The organism is Halomonas sp. MES3-P3E (genome assembly GCF_002836035.1).
In the GTDB taxonomy this organism is placed as follows: domain Bacteria; phylum Pseudomonadota; class Gammaproteobacteria; order Pseudomonadales; family Halomonadaceae; genus Vreelandella; species Vreelandella arctica.
This window is the reverse complement of sequence record NZ_PJBT01000041.1, coordinates 1-12,847: the sequence shown is the minus strand read 5'-3', so window position 1 is coordinate 12,847 and position 12,847 is coordinate 1. Positions and strand designations below refer to the sequence as shown.

Genomic DNA, 12,847 nt, shown 5'->3' with positions numbered 1-12,847 from the left:
AAAGAAAAGCAGCCGATAAAAAGGCGGCTTGCGCCGCCCAGGTAAAGACTTAAAAATGAAAAGGCTAAGCGCAGATCGTCTCTAACGCTTCAATTAGGCTATTCATCTCATCATCGGTACCGATGGTGATGCGTAGGAAGTTATTGAGGTCTGATGTATTAAAATGGCGCACCAGAATGCCCCGCTCGCGTAGGCCAGCAAATAGCTGCGCGCCTTCGTAGTCAGGGTGTTGGGTAAGCACGAAGTTAGCTTTAGAGGGCAGCACCTCAAACCCTAACGCTTCTAGACGTTGGCGAGTACGCTCACGGGTGGTAATAACATGCTCGCGGCAGGCTTCGAAATGCTCGACATCTTTCAGAGCGGCGATGCCTACTAAGCTTGCTAGGCTATCCACTGGGTAAGAGTTGAAAGAGTCTTTTACCCGCAGCAAGCCATCAATCAATTCCTCAGAGCCCACCGCATAACCCAACCTCAATCCAGCCAAACTGCGCGACTTGGAAAACGTACCGGTGACGAGCAGGTTAGGGTAGCGATCAATCAGCGAAACGGCGCTCTCTGCCCCGAAATCGACATACGCCTCGTCCACCAGCACTACGCGATCTGTGACACGCTTAAGCAGCGCCTCTATTGCTGCGAGTGAGTGCGCATGGCCGGTAGGGGCATTAGGGTTAGCGAAAATAACGCCGCTGCGGTTGGTATCCGCCGCCAGCGCATCAATATCGACTTCCCACTGCTTATTGAGCGGATGCTTACGCAGCTCAACGCCATAAAGATTGGCGTAAACAGGGTAAAAGCTATAGGTGATGGCAGGCACATCAAGCGGCGCTTGATGGCAAAAGAAGGCCTGAAAAGCGAATGCCAGCACTTCATCGGAACCGTTACCGACAAACACTTGGCTGCTGGCTACCTTAAATGTCTCCGCAAGCGCTTCACGCAGTGCTGTAGAGGTAGGGTCAGGGTAGAGGCGCAGATGGTCTGTTGCATAATCGCGCAGCGCCTTACCGACGCCTGGAGCAGGTGGGTAAGGGTTTTCATTGGTATTGAGTTTAACAAGCTTCTCGCGTGGCTGCTCACCGGGCACGTAAGGCGTAAGTTCGCGAACGGCCGGACTCCAGTATTGGCTCATGAGGGTAACCTGATTATCCTAGCAAGGTATGCCATGGTCGCTTGAAGGCCAACTCAGCGCAAGCATTCGCGTCGCTAGGGGTGTGCGTCGCACCTTGTAGCGGTTATGCTGTCACAAGTGCGCGTAAATAAATGTGATGCCCAACACGAGATGAAGGAGACACTCTATGCAACTTAAGAGTTTGCTAGCCGGTTCGGCTATGTTGGCACTATTAGCTGGCTGTGCAAGCGGTCCGATGGAACAGCAGCAAGAGGAAGCAGCGACCGCACAGGCTAATTACCAAGGCTCGCTACCTTGCCGCAACTGCGATGGTATCGATCTGGATGTCACGATGATGGGTGAAGAGATGAGCGCGGCGGAAGAGCGCACTTTCACACTGAACGCTACCTACCGGAACCATCCCCAAACCCCTCCCGATGAAAATTATGCGGGTAACTGGGAAGTGCTGACCGGTACGCCGTCTGACCCAGACGCCACCGTTTACGAGCTGACGCCAGATGGCGATGGCCAAATCTATTACTTCATGCGTATTGATGAGAGCACGCTGGAATTGATTGACCCAGAACGTCGTCGTTTTGAAAATGGTGAAATGCTGCAGCTAAAGCGCCAATAACGCGCTAGTCAGCAGTATCAAAGGCGGCCACTGGCCGCCTTTTGTGTTTGTCGAGGCAAGGCCTGACGCGAGTGGCAATGGCCAGTGGCTGTTAATGCAGGTGGCAACGTAGTGAATGTTGTCAAATAGCGATAGCAACAGTAGGAGTGTAATGGCAGTGGCCAAAGCTAAAAGCGCCTTTGTATGCACTGAGTGCGGTGCTGAATATCGCAAATGGCAAGGGCAGTGCAGTAGTTGCCAAGAGTGGAACACCCTAAGCGAGGTGCGTTTAGAAAGTGCACGCCCTGGTGGCGGAGCAGCCTCTGGGCGCTCAGGCTACACAGGTGATCTCTCGCGAGAAGTGATCGATCTTGGCAATGTTGATCTCAGCGAGGTTCCTCGCATGAGTTCCACGTTCGCTGAGTTTGACCGCGTGTTAGGCGGCGGGCTGGTTCCCGGTTCGGCGGTGCTTTTGGGTGGCAATCCTGGTGCAGGTAAATCAACGCTGCTACTACAAACGGCCTGTAAGCTAGCCCAGCAGCGACGCATACTCTATGTGACGGGGGAGGAGTCGCTCTCTCAAGTAGCCATGCGTGCCCACCGCCTGCAACTGCCCACCAACGGTTTGAAAATGCTGGCCGAGACCAGTGTGGAAACCATTCTGGCGGTATCTGAGCGTGAAAAGCCGGAAATTCTGGTAATCGACTCGATCCAAACCATGCATCTGGAAGACATTAGCTCAGCGCCTGGTGGCGTTGCTCAGGTGCGTGAGTCAGCCGCCGCGTTAACGCGCTTTGCCAAGAAGACCAATACCGTTCTGTTATTAGTGGGACACGTGACTAAAGATGGTTCGCTGGCGGGCCCTAAAGTCCTTGAGCATATGATCGATGCCTCGCTGTTATTAGAAGGCGGCGCAGACTCACGCTTTCGCACCCTACGTGGTCAGAAAAACCGCTTTGGTGCCGTTAACGAGCTGGGTGTCTTCGCGATGCTTGAGCAGGGCCTTAAAGAAGTCAAAAACCCCAGCGCGATTTTTCTCTCCCGCCAAGAAGTGCAAGCGCCCGGCAGCTTGGTGATGGTGGTTTGGGAGGGAACGCGGCCAATTCTGGTCGAGGTGCAGGCACTGGTAGATGAGTCTGCGCTTGGCAATCCCCGACGGGTAGCTGTCGGCGTTGATCAAAATCGCCTGGCCATGCTGTTGGCAGTGCTCAACCGCCATGGTGGTCTGTTTACCGGTGACCAAGACGTATTCCTGAACGTTGTCGGTGGTGTCAAAGTGCTTGAAACCAGCGCCGATTTGGCAGTACTGCTGGCAGTAGTATCTAGCCTGCAAAACCGCGCGTTGCCCAAAGAGTTAGTGGTATTCGGTGAAGTTGGGCTTTCCGGCGAGATACGCCCGGTGCCTAGTGGCCAAGAGCGTATTGCCGAGGCGGCCAAGCACGGTTTTCTGCGTGCCATCGTGCCGCGGGCCAATGCACCCAAGCAGGCGCCAAAAGGCATGGAAGTGATCGCCGTGGATAAGCTCAGCGATGCGCTGGAAGCACTGTAGCATGTGCCATACTGCGTTAAACTGATGATATCCCCTAAGTGCCAAGGAGAGACACGATGAGTTCGATTCGCTTGACCCAATATAGCCACGGCGCCGGCTGCGGCTGCAAAATTGCCCCGGACGTGCTGGATGGGATTCTAGCCAAAGCGGGGCCAGCGGCGGGTCATAAGCAGCTTATTGTCGGCAATCAAGGACGCGAAGATGCTGCCGTGTATGATCTGGGCGATGGCCGCGGCATGATCGCCACCACGGATTTCTTCATGCCGATTGTTGATGATCCCTTTGATTTTGGGCGTATCGCGGCGACCAATGCGATCAGCGATGTTTACGCCATGGGCGGTACGCCGGTAATGGCGTTAGGCATTCTAGGCTGGCCATTGGATAAGCTTAGCGCTGAAGTGGCCGGTGATGTGATGGCCGGTGCGCAGGCGGTGTGCCGGGAATTAGGTGTTGCCCTGGCCGGCGGCCACTCTATTGATGCCCCAGAGCCCATTTTCGGGTTGGCCGTTAACGGCTTGGTCGATCTAGACAAGCTCAAGCTTAATAGCACCGCCAAACCTGGTGATCTGCTGTTCTTAACCAAGCCGCTGGGTATCGGTATGTTAACCACCGCCGAAAAGCGCGGCTTACTGGAAATGGGCCACCATGGCCTTGCCCGCGAAACCATGCTCAAGCCCAATAGCATTGGCGTGAAGCTCGCCGATGTGAAAGGGGTGAACGCCATGACTGATGTGACCGGTTTTGGCTTGGCCGGCCATCTTGCGGAAATGTGTCAGGCCAGTAATGTGATGGCCCAGATTGATTTTCGTAAGCTGCCGCGCTTAGCCGAGGCAGAGTCTTACCGCCGCCAAGGCGCAGTACCTGGCGGTACGCTACGCAACCGTGATGCGCTGGGTGAAAGCTTGCCCGCCATGGATGAAGCCCACTGGCAGTGGCTGTGTGATCCACAGACCTCTGGCGGACTGCTCATTAGTGTTGACCCTGCCTGGGAGGATGACGTTGAACGCATTGGCCGCGAATTCGGCCTGTCGTTACAGTCATTCGGGGTAATGAAAGCGCGCCAAGGTAACGCCTCTATTGAGGTGGTCGGGTGACACTAGCCACCCGACCAGCGGTATTAAGCCTAATCAAAGAAGAGCAGCCGCTAATAGATGTGCGCGCCCCGGTCGAGTTTGCTCAGGGCGCACTCCCTGGCGCCGTCAATCTGCCGTTAATGATTGATGGTGAGCGTCATCAGGTAGGTATCGCCTATAAACGGCAGGGCCAAGCCGCGGCGATTGCGTTAGGCGAACGCTTGGTCAGCGGTGAGGTCAAGCAAGCTCGAATTGCAGCGTGGCAGGCGTATTTAGCCGAGCATCCAGGTGCATTGATTTACTGCTTTCGCGGTGGGCTGCGCTCACAAATTGCTCAGCAGTGGTTAGAAGATGCAGGCATCTCAAGACCACGCTTGGAGGGTGGTTGGAAAGCCATGCGCCAAGCGCTATGTGAGCGTATTGAGACGGCTGCACTGCAGCCGATGCTGGTGGTCGCAGGGCTGACTGGGTGTGCAAAAACGACGTTGATCAATCAGCTCAATAATGGCGTCGACCTGGAAGCCTTCGCGCACCATAAAGGCTCCGCCTTCGGGCGTAGGCCCGAAGAGCCTGCCACACAAATCAATTTTGAGCATGCGCTGGCCAAACGATTAATCAGCTTAACCGAAGGGCTGGTTATCGAAGACGAGTCCCGCCAGATTGGTAGTGCCAATATTCCCTTGAGCTTCTGGCGAGCATTGCAGCAAGCGCCCCGGGTACGTATCGAAATGCCACTGGATTGGCGCCTTGCTCAAATTCAGCAGGACTACATTATCGATTTAGAACAGGCTTATGCTGCTCGCTATGGTGCCTATCAGGGCTGGCAACTGATGCAGGCGCAGTTGAGTAATGCGCTTATCCGTCTGGGCAAGCGTTTGGGTAATGCACGGCTGCAACGTTTGCAGCGGCTTCAGGCACTGGCGTTTAACGAACATGTCCACGGCAACCCTCAGGCCCATGAAGCTTGGCTCGCGCCTCTGCTTACCGAGTATTACGACCCACTCTACCGCTATCACTTAGACAAGCAGCGTGAGACTGCCCCGCCGGTAATTCATGTCGGCGATTGGGAGAGCTGCCTGGCGGTGGCCAGGCAGTGGAACAGATAATGGCTACATGCGCTGCTGTTAGTTCGTTCTTAACCATTGGGTCATCACGCGGTCAAGCAGCGGTGCTAGATGAATAAAGCGATTGGCATCCTCAAGGATTTGCGCATCGTCCTGAACATAGCGGGCGGCGGCAGGTGAGGCGCTAGGCCGCTCGGCCTTGCTCAACAGGTGGTTAACGCTGGCAGGCGTGGCTTCCAAATGGCATAGCAGGCTGACAACGCGGCCTCTATCCCAGGTAAACCCCTGCAGCGGTGCTGCTTCACTGCCCCCCAGGGAAAAGGCATCATCGGGCAAGCTGAAGACATAACGATGCCACATAAATGCGCAAAACGACTCGGGCAAATCCAGTGAGCTTTCCGGTGCCAGGGTGACCGTATGCCACCCGATTTCGGCGTAAGTGCCGGGGGCTATCACTGCGCCGAGTGCTTGCGCTATCCAGTGAGCGCCAATGCCAATCCCCAATAACGGTTTTTGGCCATCCAGGTAGCGGTTGATCAGTTTATCTTCAGCTTTAAACCACGCTGGTGGTTGGCTGAGTAGCGTCTCAGGCCCATCAAGCACAATCAATGCATCAGATTCGTTTGGGCGGGGTGTTAACTCGCCAGCATAGAGATGAAAAACGGTGTAACTATGACCCATACTGGTAAGCCAGTCGGTTAAACGGGCGGGGCCATGGTCAGGGCCGTGCTGTAGCAGATGAATATGCATGGTAATCTCCTCGCCGGCCGTACAATCATCAAAGCGCTGGGGGATCGCCCCAAGCGCAGAGAGACGATAACGTACCCGCTACATTTCACCAATATCCCACGTAAAGCGATCCAGGAAATCAGTATGGTGCCGAAACCTCAGGGCTTTTATTTACGGCTGCAAGAACTCCCACTACCGGCCCAGCAAGCCTTTATGGCGGCGCTGTGTGAGCGTTTGCTGCCTAACTATGTGTTATATGAGCAAACCACAGGACAAGGCGATAGCCATACGCTGCGTACCGTGCTGAGTTTGGTGTGGGAACGGCTTAATGTGCCCAATGCCAGTATCGACTTTGCTCGTCAAGCGGAGAAGCTCGCCGAGTGTGAGCCTTCTGAAGAAGATGACAGCTTTGGTGCCAGGCGTGCGCTGGATGCAGTGGTATCGGTCTCGGCGCTGCTGGACACCCTACAAGGCGATTCCCCAGAGGCCGTGCTGGATGTTAGCCGTACATCCCGAGCGGGCGTGCGCGCCTTTATAGAGCTCACTGAAGGCGAAGTTGACGCACAAAAACTGGCGCTGATTATTCGCGACCATCCGCTGATGGCCGACGAGAACGACTTTCAGGATGCCGTATTGGAAATGGTCAGCGAACCGCTGGATAAGGCGGCACTAAAAGAGGTGCGTGAGTTAGGGCGCAACGGTGGCATCAGTAATCTTGGCTTATCGCTTGAGGATACCGGGGCTTAACACCCCGGCAGGCTTACGTATTAGAAATTTATAAGCGCATTTCGATACCGCGTTCGGCCATGTAGCGCTTTGCTTCAGGAATGGTGTACTCGCCAAAGTGGAAAATGCTGGCGGCCAGCACCGCGTCGGCACCGCCTTTCAGTACGCCATCCACCAAGTGATCCAGGTTGCCTACACCGCCAGAGGCAATCACCGGCACGCTCACCGCTTCAGAAATCGCGTGGGTCACGCCCAGGTCAAAGCCGATCTTGGTCCCGTCGCGATCCATGCTGGTGAGCAGTAGTTCGCCCGCTCCGAACTCCACCATCTTCTTCGCCCACTCAACGGCGTCGAGGCCCGTTGGGCGGCGGCCACCGTGGGTGAAAATTTCCCAGCGGGGTGTTTCGCCCTCTTTCGAGACGCGCTTGGCATCGATCGCCACCACAATGCACTGGCTACCGAAACGCTCAGCAGCTTCGCGCACAAACTCAGGGTTAGTGACCGCGGCGGTGTTGATGGAGACTTTATCCGCACCGGCGTTCAACATGGTGCGAATATCGTCACAGCTGCGAATGCCGCCGCCGACGGTCAGCGGAATAAACACTTCGCCCGCGATGCGCTCGACCATCTCTACCGTCGTATCACGGTCTTCGTGGCTAGCGGTAATATCAAGAAAGGTAATCTCGTCGGCGCCCTGCTGGTTATAGCGCTGGGCAATCTCTACCGGGTCACCGGCATCGCGAATGCCGACGAAATTAACGCCTTTGACCACGCGCCCGGCGTCTACGTCCAGGCAAGGGATAATGCGTTTGGTGAGACTCATGAACCACCTCCCGTCAGTTGGTCGCTTAATCGCTGTGCTTCGGCGACATCCAGGCTGCCTTCGTAAATTGCCCGGCCGGTAATCGCGCCCAAAATACCGCTATCGGCAACTGCGCAGAGTGCTTTGATGTCATCCAGATTGGTCACACCACCGGAAGCAATCACCGGCAAGCCGCCTTCGCGGGCAAGTGCGGCGGTGGCCTCTACGTTGACGCCTTGCATCATGCCGTCGCGAGCAATGTCGGTGTAGACGATGCTAGAGACACCATCGTTGGCAAAACGCTTGGCTAGTTCGGTGGCTTTGATCGTGGAGACCTCTGCCCAGCCGTCGGTGGCGACATAGCCATCTTTGGCATCAAGCCCAACGATCACATGGCCTGGAAAGGCGCGACACATTTCGCCAACGAAGTCGGGCTCTTTTACTGCCTTGGTACCGATGATCACGTAGGAGACACCGGCACTTAAATAGTGCTCGATGGTTTCCGCACTGCGAATGCCGCCACCAATTTGAATCGGCAGATTCGGGTAGGCACGGGCAATAGCGGTCACGGCGTCACCGTTCATCGGCTTGCCTTCAAAGGCACCGTTCAAATCGACTAAGTGAAGCCGGCGGGCGCCAGCTTCCACCCAGCGTGCGGCCATCGCCACTGGATCATCGCCGTAGGAGGTCGCATCTTCCATGCGACCCTGCTTCAACCGGACACACTGGCCGTCTTTGAGATCAATAGCGGGAATTACCAACATACAAAATCCTCTCAGGGCGTCCAGGTGACAAAGTTTTCAAGCAGGCGAAGGCCCGCGCGAGAGCTTTTTTCCGGGTGAAACTGCACCGCGAAGGTCGAATCTCGACCAATCGCGACATGGGCGTTTACCTTGCCGTATTGGGTCGTACCAAACACCTGGGCGTCGTCATCCGCATTTACGTAATAGCTGTGCACGAAGTAGAAGTGTTCACGATTATCAATACCTGCCCACAGTGGGTGGTCGTGATGCTGCTCGACCACATTCCAGCCCATGTGCGGTACTTTCAAACGCTGCTCGTGGGCGTCGCGCATATCACCAGGGAAACGGTCTACGTTGCCTTTAAAAAAGCCCAGGCACTCAACGCCACCATTCTCTTCGCTGCGCTCCAGTAACATTTGCTGACCCACGCAGATACCCAGCAGCGGTTTGGCTTGACGGGTGAGAATATCCTCCACTAGCCCGCGTAACTCGGTGCGCTCAAGCTCGCCAACGCAGTCACGAATAGCTCCTTGGCCAGGTAGCACCAGGCGCGTCGCGCCAAGAATACGCCGCGGGTCACGGGTGATGACTACATTCTCATGCGTCACATGCTCCAGCGCCTTGGCCACGGAATGCAGGTTGCCCATTCCATAGTCGATCACAGCAATGGTCATGAAGCGCTCCTTGTGGAGATAGAGGGAAAGTAGCTAGAGGCATCGCTCGTCACATAGCTCATCACATAGCGCAGCATTACAAGCTCCCTTTGGTGGAGGGCATTTGGCCTGCCATGCGGGGGTCTTCCGCCACGGCCATACGTAGCGCTCGGCCGAAGGCTTTAAAAATCGTTTCCGCTTGATGGTGAGCATTAAAGCCTTTGAGGTTGTCGATATGCAGCGACACGCGAGCGTGATTGACGAAGCCTTGGAAAAACTCCCAGAACAGCTGGGTGTCCAAGCTACCGATGGTATCTCGGGTGAACTCAACATTTATGTAAAGCCCCGGCCGGCCGGAAAAGTCGATCACCACCCGAGAGAGTGCTTCATCAAGGGGTACATAGGCGTGACCATAGCGGTAAATGCCGCGCTTATCGCCAATGGCTTCAAAAAAAGCCTGGCCTAGCGTAATACCCAGGTCTTCTACGGTATGGTGGTCGTCAATATGCAGGTCGCCAGTGGCATTGATGTCGAGATCGATCATCCCATGGCGGGCAACTTGATCAAGCATATGATCCAAAAACGGAACGCCGGTTTGGCAGCTAAGACGGCCTTCACCGTCGAGATTGACGCTGACCTTGATCTGGGTTTCGTTGGTGTCACGGCTAACCGTGGCAATACGCGCTGACATGTTGCATCTCCTGCGCTAAGGCGCACTCTGGGGGATTACCCTGAGGAACGATCCTGTGAAATGGCCGGTGGCTTTGTATCAACTTACCACTGTGGATCAGGGCATAACCTGTGGCGAAACGACCATTATAGTGAATTGGCGCCCTCATCCGCTACAATGCGCGAAATGTAGCTGCAATCAATTGCGGCAGAAATAGCAGCCAGGCTGCTTTGGCGAAGAGGATTTCACCATGCCGGTGACACTGCACCACGTCGACCAGGCCCGTTGGGAAGCCGATGAGCAAGTGCGCCTTGATCTAATGCGCATTTATGAGGATGCGCCCCAAGAGCGCATGCCCACCCCAACGGTTGAGCCATTTATTGAACAACATTTTAAAGGTCAGCATTTTTTTGCCTGTGCCCATTTCAATGATCGGCTGCTGGGGGCTGTCGCCGTGCAAGAAGGAGAAGACCGGGCGTGGTGGCTGTCTGAGCTCTGTGTGCGTAAAACTACGCGCCGCCGTGGCGTCGGTTCGCGCTTAATGGCGCTGCTTGGCGAGCAAGCCAAACAGGAAGGTCGTGTGTTGCGGATAGAAACCTCCACCTTACCATTGGCTGACCGCGTGCTGCTTTCCAAATTAGGCTACCGGCCTATGACCAATCCAGAAACGCCGGTGCCGGGAATGCCCGCCACCAGCGATTTTGTTGAGTTAGACCCACAAGGGAAAGGGTAAATGAAACAGCTATTACGTATTTTGCTGGCAGCGGTCGGTATTCTTGCCATCGTCGCCGTCGCCGCCGTGGTGTATGTCACCACTTTCCTGGATCCCGAAGATTTCAAACCTCGTTTAACGGCTGTCGTGGAAGAGCAAACCGGGCTCAATCTTGCGCTGGAAGGTCCCATCACGTGGTCATTCTACCCTCGTATCGGAGTGAGTGTAGAACAGGCCCGTGCTTGGCTGCCCGAGCAAGCTGAAGAGAGCGCCGCCTTCGCCGCCATTGATCGAGCCGAAGTCAGCGTGGCATTCGGTCCGCTACTGCGTGGCGAAATCGCTGTAGACGGGCTAACGCTGGACGGTATGCGCCTTAATTTAGAGCGCGACGCTCAAGGCGAAGGCAACTGGGCACCCTTGCTGGAGCGCCTCTCCGAACATAACGACGGCTCCGCTGAAACGGTGCTGGCGCCCGCCAGTGCAGGGCCTAATGCTGATGCGGGGAGTCTGGCAGTGGTGTTGAGTATCGCCAGCGTTGAAGTGAAGAATGCCGATATTCGTTTCCGCGATGCACAAACCGAAGCGCTGTGGCGAATGCAGCAACTCAATATTTCAGGCAGTAACGTCAACCCGGTGCGCGCCTTCCCGCTCAAGGCAATGTTTACGCTGACCAAGCATAACCGGCTGGATGCCGAGGTGCTGGAGCGCACCCCCGACCTGAGCAGCGAGATCAATCTCGAAACCCGCGTGCGGCTTGGCTTGGCAGACGAGCTTTTCGTGCTGGAAAATATGGCGCTCACCACGCGAACGACGCAAGGCGCAGAGAGCGAGCCACAACAGCTGAGCTTAAAAGCGGCTGAACTGGTCGCCCGCATGGGGGAGCAACAGCTTTCGATCACAGAAGGGGTGCTTGAAGCAGGCCTGCGCAACGCGGATAACTGGCAAGGTAGTCTGGCGCTGGCACTTGCCTTTGGCCTGGAGAGTGATTGGCAAGCACAAACGGCGCAGTTAAAAAACCTGCAGCTCACCGGGCCGGATGGCCTAAAAGTTAGTGGCCACCTCAATGTTGAGCAACTGCGCGATGCCCCACGCTATCGCGGCCAGTTAACCGCGGCCCCGTTTACGCTGCGCCCCTGGCTGGCTCGCGCTGGCGTTACGCTCACCACAGCGGGCGAGGCCGCACTTAGCGATGTGGCCATGACCAGCCCTATCGAAGGGGATGCTGAGCAACTCTCTTTGCCTAGCCTATCGTTGGTGGTCGATGAAAGCACCTTTACCGGCGAACTGACCGCCGCGTTGGATGGCTCGCGCCTAGCGTTCGATTTGGCCGGTGATCAATTGGATCTGGATCGCTATCTACCCGGTGCCGCAACCGCCGAGCAGGCTAGCCGTAGCCTGCTGCGTAAAGCCTTTGCCCAGGATTCCAGCACATTAGTGCCGCAATCGCTTCTCACTCGGCTGTCACTTGAGGGTGATTTAAGCATCGATAACCTCGTCTTGGCAGGATTAACGTTCAATAATCCTCGCTTACAGCTGCGTGGTGACGACGGCATCCACCGGCTAACGGCGTTTGAGTCGGGCTTCTACGAAGGCGAACTCAGCGCCACCGGTCAAGTCGATGCCACGGACACTATTCTGGAATGGGCGCTTTCGCCAACCATAAACAGCGTTCAGATGGCACCGTTGATTGAAGCCATCAGCGAAGAAGAGGAGCCGTCACCACTGCGCGGTCGCTTTAATTTATCTGGCGGCCTTACGAGTCAAGGCAATAGCCGCGAAGCGCTCATCAGCAACCTTAATGGGGACCTGACGGCCCGCCTGAACGATGGGGCTATTTTAAATACCAACATTTCCCAGCAAATGTGCGAGCTGGTAGCCCAGTTAGAAGGCGAGGGCACGCTGCGCGAATGGCACACTGATACCCGCTTCGAGCGTTTCGATGCCACCTTCCAAATCAGCAACGGTTTAGTCGAGAGCGACGATCTACTGATTACTCTGCCCGGCATTGATGTTCAGGGGGAAGGTGAACTCAATCTTACCAGTATGAATTTCAACACCCAGGCGAATGCCCGCTTAGTAGACACCGCCGACGCGGCTTGTGAGGTGAATCCCCGCTTGGAACAACTGCCGCTGCCCGTTCGCTGTGAAGGACATTTAGGCGGTGAGCGCACTGAGTGGTGCCGCTTTGATCGTGAAGCATTCCAGGCGGCAGTAGTCGACCTGCTGCGCAACGAAGCTGGCGAACGCGTCAATGAAGAGCTGGAGGAGCGTTTAGGCGATACTTTGGACCAGTTGGATGAGCGTTTAGGCGAAGGCGCTGGGAAGGAGCTGCGTGACGGGCTGCGCGGCCTGTTTAACTGAACATTCTAACCTGAACCGATAAGTGCTGCGCCGGCCTAACCGCCGGC

The 12,847-nt window shown here is 55.9% G+C and carries 13 protein-coding genes; 7 read left to right on the top strand and 6 right to left on the bottom strand.

The window, feature by feature from the left end; all coding sequences use genetic code 11:
- Positions 1-64 precede the first annotated feature (64 nt).
- Positions 65-1,126, bottom strand: a complete 1,062-nt coding sequence (gene hisC / locus CXF87_RS10415; protein WP_101146593.1) for a histidinol-phosphate transaminase — start codon at positions 1,124-1,126, stop codon at positions 65-67.
- A 166-nt stretch (positions 1,127-1,292) separates the two neighbouring features.
- Between hisC and CXF87_RS10410 the strand changes: the two genes are divergently transcribed.
- The 4 genes from CXF87_RS10410 (at position 1,293) to mnmH (ending at position 5,446) form a co-directional block, all read left to right on the top strand.
- Entirely contained in the window at positions 1,293-1,739 is a 447-nt protein-coding gene (locus CXF87_RS10410) for a copper resistance protein NlpE N-terminal domain-containing protein (protein ID WP_101146592.1), read from the top strand.
- 157 nt (positions 1,740-1,896) lie between these two features.
- Positions 1,897-3,267: a DNA repair protein RadA gene (gene radA, locus CXF87_RS10405; protein WP_008957636.1), complete on the top strand. Its 1,371-nt coding sequence runs from the start codon at positions 1,897-1,899 to the stop codon at positions 3,265-3,267.
- 56 nt (positions 3,268-3,323) lie between these two features.
- The gene (selD, locus tag CXF87_RS10400) at positions 3,324-4,361 is read left to right on the top strand and encodes a selenide, water dikinase SelD (RefSeq protein ID WP_101146591.1); all 1,038 of its coding nucleotides are present in this window, start codon (positions 3,324-3,326) and stop codon (positions 4,359-4,361) included.
- Positions 4,358-5,446, top strand: a complete 1,089-nt coding sequence (gene mnmH / locus CXF87_RS10395; protein WP_101146590.1) for a tRNA 2-selenouridine(34) synthase MnmH — start codon at positions 4,358-4,360, stop codon at positions 5,444-5,446. The genes selD and mnmH overlap by 4 nt, the downstream gene beginning before the upstream one ends.
- 18 nt (positions 5,447-5,464) lie before the next feature.
- On the opposite strand, the gene CXF87_RS10390 is transcribed toward mnmH, so the two are convergent.
- On the bottom strand, positions 5,465-6,154 hold the full coding sequence (locus CXF87_RS10390; protein WP_101146589.1) for a type 1 glutamine amidotransferase: 690 nt from the start codon (positions 6,152-6,154) through the stop codon (positions 5,465-5,467).
- Between the two features lie 123 nt (positions 6,155-6,277).
- Between CXF87_RS10390 and CXF87_RS10385 the strand changes: the two genes are divergently transcribed.
- A complete protein-coding gene (locus CXF87_RS10385) occupies positions 6,278-6,880 on the top strand; it encodes a YjaG family protein (protein WP_035586723.1) in 603 nt (200 codons plus the stop codon).
- A gap of 28 nt (positions 6,881-6,908) precedes the next feature.
- Here CXF87_RS10385 and hisF read toward each other — a convergent pair whose 3' ends face one another.
- The 4 genes from hisF to hisB all read right to left on the bottom strand — a co-directional run bounded on the left by hisF (position 6,909) and on the right by hisB (position 9,748).
- Positions 6,909-7,682, bottom strand: coding sequence for an imidazole glycerol phosphate synthase subunit HisF (hisF, locus tag CXF87_RS10380; protein ID WP_008957631.1), 774 nt, complete (start codon positions 7,680-7,682; stop codon positions 6,909-6,911).
- Positions 7,679-8,425 carry a 1-(5-phosphoribosyl)-5-[(5-phosphoribosylamino)methylideneamino]imidazole-4-carboxamide isomerase gene (hisA, locus tag CXF87_RS10375; protein ID WP_101146588.1) on the bottom strand — a complete coding sequence of 249 codons (747 nt, stop codon included), beginning with the start codon at positions 8,423-8,425 and terminating at the stop codon, positions 7,679-7,681. The genes hisF and hisA overlap by 4 nt, the downstream gene beginning before the upstream one ends.
- Before the next feature lie 11 nt (positions 8,426-8,436).
- Positions 8,437-9,078, bottom strand: coding sequence for an imidazole glycerol phosphate synthase subunit HisH (gene hisH / locus CXF87_RS10370; protein ID WP_008957629.1), 642 nt, complete (start codon positions 9,076-9,078; stop codon positions 8,437-8,439).
- A 76-nt stretch (positions 9,079-9,154) separates the two neighbouring features.
- The gene (gene hisB / locus CXF87_RS10365) at positions 9,155-9,748 is read right to left on the bottom strand and encodes an imidazoleglycerol-phosphate dehydratase HisB (RefSeq protein WP_101146587.1); all 594 of its coding nucleotides are present in this window, start codon (positions 9,746-9,748) and stop codon (positions 9,155-9,157) included.
- Positions 9,749-9,977: 229 nt separating this feature from the next.
- On the opposite strand from hisB, the gene CXF87_RS10360 reads away from it, so the two are divergent.
- Together CXF87_RS10360 and CXF87_RS10355 are read left to right on the top strand one after the other, a co-directional pair.
- On the top strand, positions 9,978-10,460 hold the full coding sequence (locus CXF87_RS10360) for a GNAT family N-acetyltransferase (protein ID WP_008957627.1): 483 nt from the start codon (positions 9,978-9,980) through the stop codon (positions 10,458-10,460).
- The gene (locus tag CXF87_RS10355; protein ID WP_101146586.1) at positions 10,461-12,800 is read left to right on the top strand and encodes an AsmA family protein; all 2,340 of its coding nucleotides are present in this window, start codon (positions 10,461-10,463) and stop codon (positions 12,798-12,800) included. It begins immediately after the preceding gene.
- Positions 12,801-12,847 lie beyond the last annotated feature (47 nt).